This window comes from Streptomyces hydrogenans (assembly GCF_014656075.1).
In the GTDB taxonomy this organism is placed as follows: domain Bacteria; phylum Actinomycetota; class Actinomycetes; order Streptomycetales; family Streptomycetaceae; genus Streptomyces; species Streptomyces hydrogenans.
The window spans coordinates 1-16,067 of sequence record NZ_BNBS01000156.1; the positions used below are offsets into that span (position 1 = coordinate 1).

Consider the following 16,067-nt stretch of genomic DNA (forward strand, 5'->3'; position numbering starts at 1 on the left):
ATCAGGTACGAGGCGTGGGACAGGCAGTCGAGGTAGTACTGGGCGAAGAACACGGTGGAACCTTTCGACGGAAAGCATGCGCGGAGCGGAGCTCTGCGAGACGGGAGGAAGGAGCGGGGGAGGGCGGGGGCCGCCCTTCTCAGGAGGCTCGGGTGTCCGTGCCGCGTACGACCGGGTGGCCGCCGCGAACCCAGCCGGAGGTGCCGCCCGCGACCGAGACCGCTTGGAAACCGACGTTCTCCAGGTGCTCGGCGGCCCAGGCGCTGCGGTTGCCGCTCGCGCAGATGACGTAGACGGGCCGGTCGGCGGGCAGCGCGGCCAGGTGGGCACCGAGCTCGGAGAGAGGCGCGGTGCGGGCGCCCGGCACATGACCCGCCGCGTATTCGTCCGGCTCGCGGACGTCGATGGCGAAAGCGCCCTGAGCCAGCTCGGCCGCGAAGACGTCCAGATCCACTTCACGCATGGAAGATCACCCTTTCGGATACCCCCCCGGGTATTTACGTTTTCGACTGTAGGCAGGGCCGCGAAGGTAAGTCAAATACCCCCCTGGGTATCCCCTGCGGTAGGGGAAGCGGCGTGAGGAGGGGGCGAGGGTGATACCCCTAGGGGTATAGTGAGCTGCGGATACGAGAACGGAAGGGACGGCGGCGAGATGACCCGGAGGACCATGGCGGCATCGCCGCCTCCCCGGCGTCGTCCGGCTGGGGCTCCGGGAGAACAGGGCGCAGTTCGTCCTGCTCGTCGTCTCGGCAGCGGTCGGTTCCCTGCCGGCGGGGCTCCTGGCCGACGCCCTCGGAGTGGACGCCGCCGTCCTCGCCGCGCTCTCGGTCCTCCTTGCCGCCCGCTGGACGACCGACCGCCCCCGAAAGGCGCCGCCGCAGGACGGCAGGAGCTACACCGTCAGAACCTCCGACGGCGTCACCGTCCAGGCCCTCGCACCCCTTCCTCCCGTCAGCGCGCCGCCTCGGACCGGGTGGCGATGCGGTGCCGGACCACGGACGTCAGCGCCGACAGCCGCGTGGACGCCGAAGCGACCGGCGGGATTGGGCCGTCGATGCTCCGTGCCGACTCCGGAAGCTCCGCGAGGTCCGCCTCGAAGCGGGCCCGGGCCGCCGAGAGGGTGTCCGGGGGACCGGTACGGAGCCCGCCGCGCATCACGGTCCGCAGCAGTGGCTCCGTGCCCACGGGCGGCTCCTCGTTCGCCAGGCCGATGACGTCGTCCAGCCCCGGCTTCCGGAAGACCTGTTTCGGGCCCGGTGACGTCACCTTGGCGGACGACAGCTTCATCACGGGCCGGCCGTCGTACTCGACCAGCTTGTACGCGGCGTCCAGGTACGGCGCGTCGGCGGCCGTGCCGACCTTCGTGCCGACGGCGTACGCGTCGATCGGCGCGCCCTCCCGCACCAGCCGGTCCACCCCGTACTCGTCCAGACCGCCGCTCGCGATGATCCGGACGTCCGCCAGGCCCGCCGCGTCGAGCGTGGCACGGGCCCGGCGGGCGAGCGCCCCCAGGTCACCGCTGTCGAGCCGGATCGCGCATCCCCCGGCGAGCCCGAGGTCCGCGAAGACGCGCGCCGCCGTGGCGACCCCGCGGCCGGTGTCGTAGGTGTCGACCAGGAACGTCACCGGACCGGGGTGGGTGCGGGCGAAGGCGCGGAACGCCCGCTCCTCCGAGGGGAAGCACTCGACATAGGAGTGGGCCATCGTTCCGGCGGCCGGGATGCCGTACCGGCAGGCGGCGGCGACGTTGCTGGTGCCCGCGAACCCGACCAGGGCACACAGCCGCGCCGCCTGCATCCCGGCCCCGGGGCCGTGGGTCCGGCGGAGCGAGAAGTCCACCAGCCGGCACCCGGCGGCGGCGAGCACGCACCGGGCGGCCTTGGAGGCGACCGCCGTCTGGTGACAGAGCAGCGACAGCAGGTGCGTCTCGACCAGCTGCGCCTGGGGAAGCGGGGCGGTGACCTCCAGGAGCGGCTCTCCGGCGAGGACGAGCCGCCCCTCCGGCACGGCCCGCACCTCCCCGTCGAAGCGGAGCCCCCGCAACGGTTCGAGGTCCGCCGCGGGACGCCGCAACGCGTTCGCGAACTCCTCGACGTCCGCACGGCTCACCCGGAACCGCGCGAGGTGGTCGAGGGCCGGTTCCAGACCGGCGGCGACCAGGAACCCCCGGCCCGGCGGCAGATCCCGCACGAACAGGCTGAACGTGGCAGGCGCCCGCATGTCCTCCCGCAGGTACGAGAGCGCCATGGTGACCTCGTACAGGTCGGTGGCCGTCACCTCGGACATGCTTCGAGCATGCGCGGCCGTCCGGCGCCCCGCACGGGGAAGGACTGCCGGCCTCACGCCCCGGCGGCGAGGGTGAGGCCGCACCGTACGTCCACCACGCCCTCGACCGCCCGGGCCAGGCGCTCCGCGACCGGGACGAGCGTGCTGTCGCGTACGTCGCCGATCAGGGTCACGACGCCGGCCTCGACACGGACCTCGATCCGGTCCCGGGAGAGCGGGAAGAGCTTGGCGACGACGTCACCGCGGATCTCGTCGGCGAGCTCCTCGTCCGGCCGCAGGAAGACCTTCAGGAGATCGGACCGGCTGACGACGCCCTGGATCACGCCGTCCCCGTCGACGACCGGAAGCCGTTTCACCCTGCGGGTAGCCATGATCCGGGCGGCCCGCGACAGGGTCGCGTCGGGGCCGACGGTGACGGCCGGAGCGGACATCAGCTCCGCCGCCCGGTCGGAACCCGCCTTCGCGGTGGCGTCGTGCCGCCGCAGCTGCTCGACCATGCCGAGGCGGTGGTCGTGGAACTCCTCCTTGACGAGCAGGTCCGCCTCGGACACCACGCCGACGACACGACCCTCGCCCTCCAGGACGGGCAGTGCGCTCACCTTCCAGCGCTCCATGGCGGCGGCGATCTCCTTGAACGGGGTGTCGGGCCGGACGGCGACGACCTTCTTGGTCATCACGTCGGCGACGGTGAACGGCCGGGAGGTCATGTCGGTCTCCTTCAGCGGGCGTGGGCCAGGGATTCCGAGCCTTCGGGGGAGCTCGTCCCGCGGGGTCCGCGTGGTGGTCATGGCGTCCTCCAGCCCTTCCCTCTCAGGATCGGCGGGGCTCGCGCCGGGCGGCAGGGCCGCGCGGGTCCCGCCGTGGGGCCGAAGGGCCCGTCTCAGCGGACCAGGACGGTCTCGCCGGAGCGGGGCACGACGGCGGTCCAGCCCAGTTCGCGGTCTATCCGGTCGCGCAGTGCCTCGGAGGCGGCCGGTTCGCCGTGCACGACGTAGGCGGTCCGCGGGGCGGGAGCGTCCCGGAGCCAGTCGATGATCTGTGCCGCGTCGGCGTGGGCGGAGAAGTGGGGCACGTCGGCGACTTCGGCCCGTACGGGCACGTACTCGCCGAACATCTTCAGCGTGCGGGCTCCGTCGACCAGGTCGCGGGCGCGGGTGCCCGCGGCGGCGAAGCCGACCACGACGACGGCGTTGCGCGGGTCGGGCAGGAGGCGGTGCAGGTGGTGCAGGACGCGGCCTCCGGTGGCCATGCCGGCGGAGGAGACGATGACGGCGGGACCGTGCGCGCTGTTGATGTCGATGGACTCCTGAACGGTCCGGGCGGCGAGGAACGGGGCCGGGCTCAGCGCGGCCTCGCCCCGCGCCAGGATCTCGGGCCGCAGCTCGGGGGAGTGCTCGCGCACGGCGCCGCGGTAGACGTCGAGGGCGGCCAGGGCCATGGGGCTGTCCACGTAGACGGGCACCGAAGGGGGCAGCACGCCCGTCTCGCGCAGCCGGGTCAGTTCGTGCAGGACGACCTCGGTCCGGTCGATCGCGAACGACGGGATCACCACCGTTCCACCGCGGGCGAGGGCCCGGGCGATCACCGCCGCGAACTCCGAACGGGCGGCGTCCTGGTCGTGGCGGCGGTCGCCGTACGTCGACTCGATCAGCAGCGCGTCGGCGCCCGAGAACGGCTCGGGCGGCAGGAGCAGCGGGTGTCCGGGGCGCCCCAGGTCGCCGGAGACGGCCAGCGTGTGCCCGTCCTCCAGGGTGAGGCGGGCCCAGGCCGAGCCGAGGATGTGACCGCCGTGGTGGAGCGTCAGCCGGGTGCCGCGCATGATCTCCACGTCCGCCCCGACGGGAACCGGGTCGAAGAAGGACAAGGTCTTGTCCACGTCGGTGTCGTCGTAGAGGGGCTTCGCCGGGCGGTGTTTCGACCAGCCGTGCTCGTTGGCGTGCCGGGCCGCTTCCCTCTGGAGGTGCGCGCTGTCGCGCAGGACGATCTCGGCGAGCCGGGCCGTGTGCGGGGTCGCGAGGATCGGCCCGCGGAAGCCCTGGCGGACCAGGCGCGGCAGATAGCCGCAGTGGTCGAGGTGGGCGTGGGTGACGACCACGGCGCGGACGTCGGCGGCGTCACGGGCGAAGCGTTCCCGGTTGCGGCGGCGCAGGTTCGCGAAACCCTGGAAGAGACCACAGTCGACAAGGATCCGGGCATGGTCGCTCTCGACCAGGAACTTGCTGCCGGTCACCGTCCCCACGCCGCCCAGGAAGCTGAGCAGGGCGGGACGCGGTGCCGCCGGGACGGTTCGCGCCGCTGTCTCGGACATGGGAGGGCCCTTCTTCGTGCCGGGGGCCGGTCGCACCGGTCCAGCTCCACCCTCGCGCCGCCCGGTGCCGCGTGCCAGGGGCCCGAGGGGCCCCGACGGGGGACCGGTCGGCCCATGCGGACGGGCACGCCGAAGGGCCAGCCTGGCAGTGGTATCCGCGGGACGAGACCCGCGGACCCTGCGGGAAGGCGGCCGTCATGAAGGCTCTCGTGTTCCGGGGGACGGGCGAGGTGGCCTGGCAGGAAGTGCCCGACCCCAAGGTCGAGGACGCCGCCGACGCGATCGTCCGCGTCGACGCCGTCACTCTCTGCGGCACCGACCTGCACATCGTCAAGGGGGACGTGCCCGAGGTCGAACCCGGCCGCGTCCTCGGCCACGAGGCGGTGGGCACGGTGGTCGAGACGGGCGGCGACGTCCGGACGGTGCGGCCCGGCGACCGTGTCCTCGTCTCCTGCATCTCCTCGTGCGGCCGCTGCGCCTTCTGCCGCGAGCGGCGTTACGGGCAATGCGGGGGCGGTGGCGGCTGGGTCCTGGGCCACCTGATCGACGGGACGCAGGCCGAGTACGTCCGCGTGCCCTTCGCCGACCTCTCCGTCCACCCGCTGCCGAGCGCGGTCGACAGCTTCGACGCCGTGCTCCTCGCCGACATCTTTCCCACCGCCTACGAGGTCGGCGTCCTCAACGGCGGCGTCCGGCCGGGCGACACGGTCGTCGTGGTCGGAGCGGGTCCCATCGGCCTCGCCGCGATCATCACCGCACGCCTCTACAGCCCCGGCCGGATCATCGCCGTGGACCTGGCCGACTCCCGCCTCGCCGCCGCCCGCCGCCTTGGCGCGGACGCCACCGCCACGGCCGACGAGGGACCGGAACAGCTCGTCGCCGACCTGACCGACGGCCTCGGCGCCGACGTCGTCATGGAGGCCGTCGGCGTTCCGGAGACCTTCGAGATGTGCACCCGGATGGTCCGCCCCGGCGGCCGGGTCGCCAACATAGGCGTCCACGGCAAGCCCGCCGTCCTCCACCTCGAAGACCTGTGGATCAAGGACGTCACCCTCACCACCGGCCTCGTCGACACCTCCTCGACGCCGATGCTGCTGCGCATGACGGCCGCCGGCCGGCTCCCGGTCTCCGGACTGGTCACCCACCGCTTCGAACTCGGGCAGATGGAAGAGGCGTACGACGTCTTCGGCCGCGCTGCCGAGACCGGGGCGATCAAGGTCGCGCTCGGCGGACCGCAGCACACGGCCGTCCAGGCCGCGGGACCCGGATGAACGGCCTCCCTCCCCCCGGCTCCACGCGGCCGCGCGCGGTCGTCCTGGACACCGACGGCGTGCTGATCGACTCCGCCGCCGTCCACGCGGCTGCGTGGAAGACCGCGTTCGACGCCTGCCTCGCGGAGCGGGCGGACGGGGCGGGACCGCAGGAGCCGTTCGACGCGGACGCCGACTACCGCAGGTACGTCGACGGCAGGTCCCGCTACGACGGCGCGGAGGCGTTCCTGACCGCCCGGGGCGTCCGCCTGCCGCACGGTGCGGCCGACGACCCCCCGGGCTGCGACACGGTCCGGGCCGTGGCGGCCCGCAAGGAGCAGGCGTTCCAGGGCGCGCTGCGCACCAGGCCGGTCGTCGCCTTCGAGGACGCCGTACGAGCGCTGACCGCCCTGCGTGACCACCGCGTACCGTGCGCGGCGGTCTCCGCCTCCCGCCACGCCCGCGCACTGCTCGCCGCCGGTGGGTTCGACCGCCTCCTCCGCACCGTCGTGGACGGCGGGGAAGCCGCCCGGCTCGGACTGCCGGGCAAACCGGACCCCGCGCTCTTCCTCCACGCGGCACACGTCCTCGGCGTCCGTCCCCAGGACTGCGCGGTCGTCGAGGACGCCCTCGCCGGCGTCCTGGCGGGCCGCCGCGGACGCTTCGGCCTCGTCGTCGGTGTCGACCGCACCCCGGACCGGCACACCACCGGCTCGCTGCGCGAACACGGCGCCCACCTCGTCACCACCGACCTCATGGAGTGGGTGGAGGCGGTGTGGGGAGCGCGGCCGTGAACCCGGGGGCGGGCTGGACCTGGGGCTACGACGCCTACGCGCCGGAGCGCGAGCGTCTGGTGGAAGCCCTCTGCACCCTCGGGAACGGCCGGTTCGCCACCCGGGGCTCCGCGCCCGAGTGCGCCGCCGGCACCACGCACTACCCGGGCACCTACCTCGCGGGCTGCTACGACCGGCGCACCTCGCTCGTGGACGGCCGGGCGGTCGAGAACGAGGACCTCGTCAACCTCCCGAACTGGACCCTGCTGCGGTACCGCCGCCTGCCCGCGGACGAGCCGGCGGGGGAGTGGCTCACCCCCGACTCCGACGAGCTCCGCCACTCCACCGTCCGGCTCGACCTGCGGCGAGGGACCCTGCACCGCGGCCTGTACTTCCAGGACGCCCGAGGACGCGGACTGCGCGTCGGACACACCCGCCTCGTCCACATGGGAGACCCCGGGCTCGCCGCCCAGCGCACCACCTTCCACGCCTACGGCTGGAGCGGTGAGATCGAGGTCGAGTCCCTGCTCGACGGAGACGTCGCCAACACCGGCGTCGAGCGCTACCACCACCTGGAGAGCCGGCACCTGTCCGGCCACCGGACCGTGTTCGCGCCCGGCGGGGTCGCAGGCCTGTCCTGTCGCACGGGCGACCCCGGCCACCTGATCGCCCTGGCCGTCCGCACGGACACCCGCCCCGCACGCCCCGCCCGGACGACCGGCACCTCGACCGGCACCGGGCAGCTGTACCGCCTGCCCGTCGCCCGGGGACGGACGGTGCGGGTGACCAAGACGCTGGCCCTGCGCACCACGCCGGCCCACACACCGGGCGACCCCCTCGCGAGGGCCGTGGAGGCGGCTGGCGAGGCGCCCTCCTTCCCCGCGCTGATGGCCGCGCACGAGGCGGCCTGGCAGCGACTCTGGGAGGAGGGCGAGCTGCGCGTGCCGGGAGAGCCGGGCCGCGTCCTGCGGCTGCACCTGTTCCACCTGCTGCAGACGCTCTCCCCGCACACGGCCGACCTCGACGTCGGCGTACCGGCCCGGGGCCTGCACGGCGAGGCGTACCGCGGCCACGTCTTCTGGGACGAGCTCTTCGTCCTGCCCTACCTGGACCTCCACTTCCCGGACGTCGCCGAAGCCCTGCTTCGGTACCGCCACCGGCGCCTGCCCGCCGCCCGCGAGGCCGCCCGGCGCGCGGGTCGCCGGGGCGCCATGTACCCCTGGCAGAGCGGAGGTTCGGGAGCGGAGGAGACCCAGGAGGTGCACCTCAACCCGCGCTCGGGCCGCTGGCTGCCCGACCACTCCCGGCTTCAGCGGCACGTCGGCTCGGCCGTCGCCTACAACGTCTGGAAGTACGCGCGGTCCACTGGGGACCAGGCCTTCCTGTACGGGGAGGGCGCCGAGATCCTGCTGGAGGTCGCCCGGTTCTGGGCCGACTCGGCCGAACGGGACCCCGACCTCGGCCGCTACCGCCTCCGCGGAGTGGTGGGCCCCGACGAGTACCACGACGCCTATCCCCACGCGGCGGTCCCGGGCGTCGACGACAACGCCTACACGAACGTGACCGCCGCCTGGGTGCTCGCCCGCGGCCTCGACCTGCTGCGCGAACTGCCCGCCGCGCGCCGGGCCGAACTGCGGGAACGGCTCGCGCTGGACGAGGGGGAGACCGCCCGCTGGGACGACGTGTCCCGTCGTCTGCACGTGCCGTTCCACCGAGGCGTGATCAGCCAGTTCGAAGGTTTCGGGGAGCTGGCGGAGCTGGACTGGGAGGCGTACCGCGCCCGCTACGGCGACATCCGCCGACTGGACCGGATCCTGGAGGCGGAAGGCGACACCGTCAACCGCTACCAGGCGTCGAAGCAGGCCGACACCCTCATGCTCGGTTACCTCTTCCGCCCCGACGAGCTGGCAGCGCTGTTCGCGCGGCTCGGACACCGGCTGGACGACGGGACCTGGCGGGCCACGGTGGACTACTACCTGCGCCGCACCAGCCACGGCTCGACCCTCAGCAGCCTCGTCCACGGCTGGGTGCTCGCCCGCCTGAAGGGCGCCGGGGCCTGGCGCTACTGCGAGGAGGCCCTGCTCTCCGACGTGGCGGACGTCCAGGGCGGCACGACCGGCGAGGGCGTCCACCTCGGGGCGATGGCCGGCACGATCGACCTGGTCGAACGCGGGATCACCGGCCTGGAGGCGGGCCCGGACGGCCTCCGGGTGGCGCCGGTGTCCCTGCGGCAGCTGCCCCGGTTCGCCTTCACCCTCTGCTGCGGCGGGCACCGCGGCGTACGCCTGCGCGTGCTGCCCGGCCGGCTGGGAGTGCGGGTCCCCGCCGGGCCCGGAGCTCCCCTTCCCCTCGTCCTCCCCGGAGACCGGAGGTTCACCGTCCCGCCCGGCGGGGAACGGTGGTTCCCGCTCTGAGGCGCGGGCACCCGGCCGAAGGCGAGCACCTCGCCGACGGCCGGCCGGCCACCCGTCCCGGGCGGTCAGGGCCCTGTGGGCCAGGAGGTCGCTCGCGCAGACCACGCCGACGACGTGGTCGTCGGCGTCCACGACCGGCACTCCGCCGATGTCGTGCTCGGCGAGGAGGAGTTTCGCCGCGTCCCGGAACGACGTCTGGGGGAGGGCGGAGACCACGTCGTCGGTCATCAGGCCACCGACCTTCAGGTGCTTCATCGCGGTCCTCCCGTTCGGGAAGTCGGCGGACGGGTCCCTACGCCACCACCGTCCGCCGCGCCGGTGCGCTTGGGCGGGGGCCGAACGGTTCACCCGAGGGCCCGACCGGGCCTCCGCCGGATCCGCGCGCCCGCCCCGTGGGACCTTTGGCCCCACCTGTGCCCCCAGAGGCCCTCCGGCTCACCCGGCACCCGGTGCGAAGGTCGAAGCGCAGTCCTCGGGGACCCGGCAAGGAGGAGCCATGGCCGCAGTCCAGCGTCTCCCGCGCCTCGGGCCCGTCGTCGTCGGCGTCGACGGATCCGAAAGCGCGCTGTCCGCCGTCCTGTGGGCCGCCGAAGAGGCGCTCCTGAGGGGCTCGGGGCTCTTCCTCGTCCATGCGACGGGCCCGGACGCCCTCGCCCGGTACCCCTTCCAGGCCGAGATCGACGAGAGCCGCAGGACCGGTCGCGAACTGCTCGACCTCACGGCCGCGACCGTCTCCGCGCGCCACCCTGACGTGCTCGTCGTCAAGGAACTCAGCGACCGGCCGCCCTCCGAGGCACTGCGGCACGCCGCCGCCCTGAGCGGCACGATCGTCGTCGGCCACCGGGGCCCCGATCACCCGGGGCCGGCACCGGGCCGGACCACGCTCGCCCTGCTGCGACACGCCCACTGCCCGGTGGAGCTCGTCCCCCGGCACGGACCCGGACACGGGAGCACATCATGAACACCACCACGGGACGGCGGCGGGAGATCGTCGTCGGCATCGACCCCGTCCGCGAAGGACGCCTCGCCCTGGCCTGGGCCACCGATGAGGCCCACCACCGTCGGCTCGCCCTCCGCCTCGTCGTCGCCGTGCCACCCGCGCACGACGCCCAGCACGTCGACGACACGCCCCGGCACCAGGCCCGGACGCGGCGAGGGAAGGACGCCCTGCGCGCGGCGGCCGACTGGGCCCGGACCCGCCGGCCGGACGTGGCCGTCACCTCCGCTCTGGCCGACGGTCCCCCCGCCGCCGTGATGGCTGGCCTCGCCCAGGAGGCCGCCATGACCGTCCTCGGCTCCCGCCACCTGAGCCGCGCCGAGGAGTTCCTCAGCACCGGCTCCCTCGTCGTGCCCGTCACCGCGCAGGCCCGCTGCCCCGTCGTCGTGGTCGGCGACGCCGAGCACACCACCCAGGACCCGGCGTACCTCGTCGTCGGCGTCGACGGCAGCGAGTCCTCCCGGGCGGCCCTCGCCCTCGCCTTCGAGGAGGCCGACCTCAGGCGCTGCGCCCTGCGGGCCGTCGCGGTCTGGCAGCCCCCCGTCTTCACCCTCCGCACCGGGGACACCCTGTTCCACGCCGAGCGCCGGCTCCTTTCGGAGACCACGGCCGGGTGGGCCGAGAAGTACCCGGACGTCCGCCTCACCCACGAAGTGCTCACCGGCTCGCCCGTCGAACTGCTCGCGGACGCCGCCGAGCACGCCGTCGCCGTCGTCGTCGGGCGTCGCGGCCGGGGCGGCTACACCGGCATGCGCGTCGGCTCGGTCGTCCACGGTCTCCTGCACCGCGCCCACTGCCCCGTGATCACCGTCCCCACGGGGTGAGCACGAGCCATGTCGACACCGAGCGACCCCCCGGGCCGCCGCGGCCACCCCGCCGACCGGGCTCACCGCGACGGAGGCGGCCCGACGGCTCGCCGCCGACGGGCCCGACGAGGTGGCCGCCCGCCGGCCCGTACGGCGGTACGTGCCCTTCCTCCGAACGGTCCTCGACACCGATCCGCTCCGCGCCGCGGGACTCGGTCCGGCGGCGGCCTGTGTGCCCGCCGGATTCCTCGCCGCACGAGCTGTCCGCACGGCCTTCAGGGGGACGGGCCCGACAGGAACGGCCGGGCCGACCGAGCTACCGTGAAGGCGGGTGCGGCAGATGTCGTGCCCTCGGGGTGTGACCGGAGGCTTTGATGGACCGGGACGGCATCGGGCCGGCGGACACCAGGCTGCCGAAGCTCCGGCTCGACGAACTGCTGGACGAGCTCCAGGCCCGTATCGAAGACGTGCGCGGCACGAGAGACCGCCTCACGGGTCTTCTGGAAGCCGTCATCTCGGTGGGCCGCGAACTCGACCTGCCCCAGGTGCTGCGCGGCATCGTCGAGGCCGCCGTCTCCCTGGTCGACGCCGAGTACGGTGCCCTGGGCGTCATCGGCGAGGACCGGCGGCTGTCGGAGTTCCTCCCCATCGGCATCGACGACGACCTGCGCGCGCGGATCGGTGCCCTGCCCTCCGGGCACGGCATCCTCGGCGAGCTGATCCGCAACCCCGAGCCGCTCCGGCTGACCGAGCTGTCCGAGCACCCGGCCTCGTACGGCTTCCCGGCCCACCATCCGCCCATGCACTCGTTCCTCGGTGTGCCCATCCGGGTCCGCGACGAGGTCTTCGGCAACCTCTACCTCACCGAGAAGCGCGGCGGGGCCGACTTCGACGCCGAGGACGAGGCCGTCGTGACGACCCTGGCCGTCGCCGCCGGCGTCGCGATCGAGAACGCCCGGCTCTACGAGGAGGGCAGGCGGCGCCAGCGCTGGCTCGCGGCCAGCTCCGACTTCACCAGCGCCCTGCTCTCCGGTACGGGGGAGACGGAGGTCCTGGACGGGATGCTGGAACAGGCCGTGGACATCGCCGATGCGGACATGGGCGTCTTCTACCTGGTCGGCCCGGAAGGCGAGCTGCGGGGTTCGCTGGCGCACGGAGACGGGGCCGACACCCATCGGGGAGTCGTCCTGCCCAGCAGCGAGGGCACCCTGGCGGCCGCGGCCCTCGCCGCGACCGACGGGCTCGTCGCCGTGGGGGACGTCTCCAGCGACGCGCGCGTCACGGTCCAGCCCGAACGGTGGCAGGGCTTCGGCCCGGCCGTGGCGGTCACCGTGGGCACCAAGGAACGGCTCAGCGGCGTCCTGATCCTCGCCCGCCGAAGCGGGCGCAAGCCCTTCATGGGCGCGGAGACCGCCGCCCTCCCGGGCTTCGCGGGCCAGGCGGCGCTCGCCCTGGAACTGGCCGACCGCCGCCGCGACGCCGAACAGGTGACCCTGCTGGAGGACCGTGACCGGATCGCGCGGGACCTGCACGACCTGGCGATCCAGCGCCTCTTCGCCACCGGCATGACCCTGCAGAGCGCCCGGCGCTTCGTCGAGCACCCGGAGGCCGTCGACCGGCTGACCAGGGCGATCGACGACCTCGACACCACCATCAAGATCATCCGCTCGACCATCTTCGGCCTCCGGGAACACGACACCCCCGGTACCGCGCCCAGGCTCAGGAGCCGGATCGTCTCGGTCGTCGACGCCGCCGCGGAGACCCTCGGCTTCGCCCCCGCGCTCCGCATGGAGGGCCTGCTGGACACCGACGTGCCCGTCGACGTCGCGGACGACGTGGTCGCCGTCATCGGCGAAGCCCTCACCAACGTCGCCCGCCACGCCCACGCCCGCAGCGCCGACGTCACCGTCCGCGCGGACGACGGAGTCCTGGAGGTGAACGTGGCGGACGACGGCACCGGCCTGCCGCCGGACCGGGTCGACCGGGGGCTGCGCAACATCGCGGAGCGGGCCGAGCGCCTCGACGGCCGGCTCAGTCTCCACTCCCCGGCGGAGCCTGGTGGGGGAACACGTCTCAGCTGGCGCGTCCCGCTGCCCCCCGACCCCGCACCGGGAGACTAGACGTTCCCCGCCCCGTGCTCGTGCGCCTGCGCGGCGATCACGGCCGCCTGCACCCGCCGCTCGACGCCCAGCTTGCCGAGCAGCCGCGAGATGTGGTTCTTGACCGTCTTCTCCGACAGGTAGAGCGCCTTGGCGATCTGCCGGTTGGTGAGCCCCTCCCCGATGAGCTCCAGCACGGACCGCTCGCGCTCGGACAGCGCCGCGAGCCGCTCGTCCTCGGGCGACCGGGCGGTCTCCGGGTCCCGCAGCGTACGCATCAGGCGGGCCGTGGTCGCCGGGTCGAGCATCGACTGCCCCGTCGCCACGGTCCGTACCGCCGACACGAGGTCGGAGCCCTTGATCTGCTTGAGCACGTACCCCGACGCCCCGGCCATGATCGCGTCGAGCAGCGCGTCCTCGTCGTCGAACGAGGTCAGCATCAGACACGCCAGCTCCGGCATCCGCGACCGCAGTTCCCGGCACACGGCGATCCCGTCGCCGTCGGGCAGGCGTACGTCGAGGACCGCCACGTCCGGCCGCAGGGCGGGACCCCGGGCCAGGGCCTGATCGGCCGAGCCCGCCTCCCCGACGACCCGCAGGTCGGGCTCGTCGTCGATCAGGTCGCGCAGACCCCGGCGGACGACCTCGTGATCGTCCACCAGGAAGACCCGCGTCGGTTCCCCGGCGGTCGGAAGCTCGGTCATGGCGACCCCTGTGCTCGCTGGGTGTGCACCCGCCCCCACAAGAATTGTCCGTCACGAAGCGCTTTCACGTGGTGCCGAGCTCCACCCGGACGTCGACGACCCCCTCCACGGCGCGGGCGGCACGCGCCAGCAGGGGCACCAGCGAACGGTCGGCGAGCGTCCCCCGCAGCGTGGCCACACCCTCGGTCACCGTCACGTCCACCCCGGTGAGCGCCGGCCCGCCGAGCACGGACCGCCGGATCTCCGCCTCGATCTCCCCGTCCTCGCGCAGGAACACCTTGAGCAGGTCGCTCCGGCTGACGACCCCCTCCAGCAGCCCGATCCCGTTCACCACCGGCAGCCGTTTCACCTTCCTCCGGGCCATGATCCGCGCCGCTTCGGCCAGAGAGGCGCCGGCACGAACCGTCACCGCCGGACTCGACATGAGGTCCCCCGCCCTCACCGCACCGGCCTTCGCCGCGCTCCCGGCCTCCCCCGAGAGCGGGTCCGCGCCCCGGAACGCCTCTTTGAGCAGCAGATCCGCCTCCGAGACCACCCCCACGACCCTCCCCTCCCCCTCCAGGACGGGCAGGGCGCTCACCTTCCACTCGTCCATGAGCGCCACGATCTCCTTGTAGGGCGCGTCACGGCCGATCGCCACGGCGGTGTGGGTCATGACGTCACCGACGACGCGGGGCCCGGCAGGCTTCGGCATGAGAGACCTCCTTGTCGCGTCCCCACCACTCTGCCCGGGCGCCCGCCGGACCGAGAGGGCCGACCGGCCCCCTCCTCCGGCCACCCGGCCTCATGTTGCGGAAGGACCACCGGTTCCGCGAGGGCGTCCGGGAGCGCGCCGACCGCCTCAGCGCGCAGCCCCTGCCGGTCGACGCGGACCCGCTCCACGGCCTGCGCCCCCCGGCGGTACGGACGACCTCGATGGTCTCCGGATCGGCGTACGAGACGGACACGGACACGGGCACGCCGGTGCCGATCTCCTCGGCCTCCGGTAGCAGCGGCGGCTCGCCGGCGTCGGCGGGGAGCGCGTCGAGGAGGCTGTGCTCGCCTGCCTTGAACTCGCCGACCACGACGGGCGCAGCCGGTCCGCCGGCAGGCGCGCGCGGGCCTCCTCCTGGAACGCGGTCGTAGCCCCGGTACCTTCCCGGTGGCCGCCTCGGCGGCTCGTGCCAGGGTCTCCGGTGGCCCGGGGCGTGGGGGGGCGAGGCGGTCCGGTCCGAAGGCTTGGTCGTCAGCGTGCTGTCGACGGTGTGGCAGGGTGGTGGGCACGTGGGCCTCCGGGGCCCGTGAACGTGAGAGAGGTACGCAGTGAACGAGGCCGAACTCAGGGCGCTGTTCGACGAGATCGACACGGATGGCGACGGGCGGATCAACATCGTCGAGTTGGCGGAGGGCTTCAAGGCCGAGGGTGCCCACGGGCACCTGGCGGAAGAGGTCAAGAAGGCCATGACGGCCGACGCGAACCACGACGGGGTCCTCGACTTCGACGAGTTCCGCACCCTGCTGAAGTAGCGCCGGGCCTGACAGCGCGGGCGCCTGGGGCCTGCTCCAGGCGCCCGCGCGCCGGGTTCGCCGCGGGTTGCGCGGAAGGCCGTCCGACGTGGCCTCCGAAAGACGGCTTCGAAGGTCAGGAGCCTTACGTGTGCTCCTGGAAGAAGCCAAGCTTCTTCGGCGAGTAGCTCTGTACGGGGTCGCACCGCGACACCGGATCCCGTATCCGTGCGACATCGACGGTGACCTTCGGGCGCGACCTCCGAGACCTTGCAACTCGTGGGTACGCCCTCGCGGCGTCGTGCGCCATCACAGTGACCTGGATGTCCCTCGTGGATCCCGCGCCCCGTCGCCCGCCGGCCCGGAGCAGCGCCGCGATCAGCACCAGATGCCTCCCGCGCTGTTGTGCGTTCGGGACCGGCTCCGGCAAGTTCAGCCGGGTCCCGGCGAACGGGATGGCCCGCAGCAGGGAATGGCCCAGGAAGGAGCGTCTGCGCCTGCGGCGAGATGAGTCGTCTGCGCCATGGCTCCGGCGGGGACGGGTCTGGGGGCGCGGAGCGGCTCGGGGAATGCCGGACATGTGTCGGCCCAGACCGACGGCGGCGCGTTCCCGGGCTCCGCGACAGGGTACCGTCGTTCCCCGCACTCGCGGGGTGTTCCACGTTGCCGTCGATTCGGTACGGACCCCAGCGGTCCCGGCAAGGCCAAGGACGTGTCGCCTGAATGATGGGGCTCTGGGCACGCTGATCGGCCGGAAATCCCACTCCCGCAGGCCACACCACGCCCTAGACTGCGACCGCTCCAAGACCTGGGGACCATCGGGAGGGCGTGCAAGATGAGACGAGCACTGACCAGTGCATTCGCGGCCGCGGTGTTACAACCCCTAACGAAATGATCTTCGGGCTGGTTGGATGGCCCTCCGAGCGTTGATCTGGGGGTGCGGGG

Annotated in this window: 13 protein-coding genes and 1 pseudogene; 7 read left to right on the forward strand and 7 right to left on the reverse strand. The window is 73.7% G+C overall.

Annotated features, from left to right (window positions below):
• Positions 1-139: 139 nt before the first annotated feature.
• The 4 genes from IE321_RS36930 to IE321_RS36945 form a co-directional block, all read right to left on the reverse strand.
• Positions 140-463 (reverse strand): rhodanese-like domain-containing protein, encoded by a 324-nt coding sequence (locus IE321_RS36930; protein WP_190226128.1) that lies wholly within the window; start codon positions 461-463, stop codon positions 140-142.
• Between the two features lie 488 nt (positions 464-951).
• Positions 952-2,286, reverse strand: coding sequence for a nicotinate phosphoribosyltransferase (locus IE321_RS36935; RefSeq protein WP_190226129.1), 1,335 nt, complete (start codon positions 2,284-2,286; stop codon positions 952-954).
• Between the two features lie 53 nt (positions 2,287-2,339).
• On the reverse strand, positions 2,340-2,993 hold the full coding sequence (locus IE321_RS36940; RefSeq protein ID WP_190226130.1) for a CBS domain-containing protein: 654 nt from the start codon (positions 2,991-2,993) through the stop codon (positions 2,340-2,342).
• Between the two features lie 173 nt (positions 2,994-3,166).
• The gene (locus IE321_RS36945; protein ID WP_190226131.1) at positions 3,167-4,594 is read right to left on the reverse strand and encodes an MBL fold metallo-hydrolase RNA specificity domain-containing protein; all 1,428 of its coding nucleotides are present in this window, start codon (positions 4,592-4,594) and stop codon (positions 3,167-3,169) included.
• A gap of 197 nt (positions 4,595-4,791) precedes the next feature.
• Between IE321_RS36945 and IE321_RS36950 the strand changes: the two genes are divergently transcribed.
• The 3 genes from IE321_RS36950 to IE321_RS36960 are packed head-to-tail and all read left to right on the forward strand — an operon-like array spanning position 4,792 to position 9,031.
• Positions 4,792-5,865, forward strand: a complete 1,074-nt coding sequence (locus IE321_RS36950) for a zinc-dependent alcohol dehydrogenase family protein (RefSeq protein WP_043226020.1) — start codon at positions 4,792-4,794, stop codon at positions 5,863-5,865.
• Positions 5,862-6,638 (forward strand): HAD family hydrolase, encoded by a 777-nt coding sequence (locus IE321_RS36955; RefSeq protein ID WP_190226132.1) that lies wholly within the window; start codon positions 5,862-5,864, stop codon positions 6,636-6,638. Before IE321_RS36950 ends, IE321_RS36955 begins: the two co-directional genes overlap by 4 nt.
• Positions 6,635-9,031 (forward strand): glycoside hydrolase family 65 protein, encoded by a 2,397-nt coding sequence (locus IE321_RS36960; protein WP_190226133.1) that lies wholly within the window; start codon positions 6,635-6,637, stop codon positions 9,029-9,031. Before IE321_RS36955 ends, IE321_RS36960 begins: the two co-directional genes overlap by 4 nt.
• 90 nt (positions 9,032-9,121) lie before the next feature.
• Here the strand turns inward: IE321_RS36960 and IE321_RS42510 are convergent.
• Positions 9,122-9,286 (reverse strand): annotated as a pseudogene (locus IE321_RS42510) (CBS domain-containing protein); the annotation flags it as partial.
• A gap of 241 nt (positions 9,287-9,527) precedes the next feature.
• Here IE321_RS42510 and IE321_RS36970 point away from each other — a divergent pair.
• The 3 genes from IE321_RS36970 to IE321_RS36980 all read left to right on the forward strand — a co-directional run bounded on the left by IE321_RS36970 (position 9,528) and on the right by IE321_RS36980 (position 12,954).
• Complete coding sequence (locus IE321_RS36970) at positions 9,528-9,992, forward strand: universal stress protein (protein ID WP_190226134.1); 465 nt, start codon at positions 9,528-9,530, stop codon at positions 9,990-9,992.
• Entirely contained in the window at positions 9,989-10,852 is an 864-nt protein-coding gene (locus IE321_RS36975) for a universal stress protein (protein WP_190226135.1), read from the forward strand. The genes IE321_RS36970 and IE321_RS36975 overlap by 4 nt, the downstream gene beginning before the upstream one ends.
• A gap of 356 nt (positions 10,853-11,208) precedes the next feature.
• A complete protein-coding gene (locus IE321_RS36980) occupies positions 11,209-12,954 on the forward strand; it encodes a sensor histidine kinase (protein ID WP_190226136.1) in 1,746 nt (581 codons plus the stop codon).
• On the opposite strand, the gene IE321_RS36985 is transcribed toward IE321_RS36980, so the two are convergent.
• Positions 12,951-13,637, reverse strand: coding sequence for a response regulator (locus tag IE321_RS36985; protein ID WP_043232008.1), 687 nt, complete (start codon positions 13,635-13,637; stop codon positions 12,951-12,953). The two genes, IE321_RS36980 and IE321_RS36985, sit on opposite strands and share 4 nt — an antisense overlap.
• A 64-nt stretch (positions 13,638-13,701) precedes the next feature.
• Positions 13,702-14,331, reverse strand: coding sequence for a CBS domain-containing protein (locus IE321_RS36990; protein ID WP_226652385.1), 630 nt, complete (start codon positions 14,329-14,331; stop codon positions 13,702-13,704).
• Between the two features lie 608 nt (positions 14,332-14,939).
• On the opposite strand from IE321_RS36990, the gene IE321_RS36995 reads away from it, so the two are divergent.
• Complete coding sequence (locus IE321_RS36995) at positions 14,940-15,143, forward strand: EF-hand domain-containing protein (RefSeq protein ID WP_189954746.1); 204 nt, start codon at positions 14,940-14,942, stop codon at positions 15,141-15,143.
• The last annotated feature ends 924 nt before the right edge of the window (positions 15,144-16,067 follow it).

Bases quoted from the DNA above. Each gene is read 5' to 3' on its own strand.
- IE321_RS36950 (WP_043226020.1), top strand. From the start codon at position 4,792: ATGAAGGCTCTCGTGTTCCGGGGGACGGGCGAGGTGGCCTGGCAGGAA.
- IE321_RS36955 (WP_190226132.1), top strand. From the start codon at position 5,862: ATGAACGGCCTCCCTCCCCCCGGCTCCACGCGGCCGCGCGCGGTCGTC.
- IE321_RS36935 (WP_190226129.1), bottom strand. From the start codon at position 2,286: ATGTCCGAGGTGACGGCCACCGACCTGTACGAGGTCACCATGGCGCTC.
- IE321_RS36940 (WP_190226130.1), bottom strand. From the start codon at position 2,993: ATGACCTCCCGGCCGTTCACCGTCGCCGACGTGATGACCAAGAAGGTC.
- IE321_RS36990 (WP_226652385.1), bottom strand. From the start codon at position 14,331: ATGCCGAAGCCTGCCGGGCCCCGCGTCGTCGGTGACGTCATGACCCAC.
- IE321_RS36970 (WP_190226134.1), top strand. From the start codon at position 9,528: ATGGCCGCAGTCCAGCGTCTCCCGCGCCTCGGGCCCGTCGTCGTCGGC.
- IE321_RS36945 (WP_190226131.1), bottom strand. From the start codon at position 4,594: ATGTCCGAGACAGCGGCGCGAACCGTCCCGGCGGCACCGCGTCCCGCC.
- IE321_RS36975 (WP_190226135.1), top strand. From the start codon at position 9,989: ATGAACACCACCACGGGACGGCGGCGGGAGATCGTCGTCGGCATCGAC.
- IE321_RS36930 (WP_190226128.1), bottom strand. From the start codon at position 463: ATGCGTGAAGTGGATCTGGACGTCTTCGCGGCCGAGCTGGCTCAGGGC.
- IE321_RS36985 (WP_043232008.1), bottom strand. From the start codon at position 13,637: ATGACCGAGCTTCCGACCGCCGGGGAACCGACGCGGGTCTTCCTGGTG.
- IE321_RS36980 (WP_190226136.1), top strand. From the start codon at position 11,209: ATGGACCGGGACGGCATCGGGCCGGCGGACACCAGGCTGCCGAAGCTC.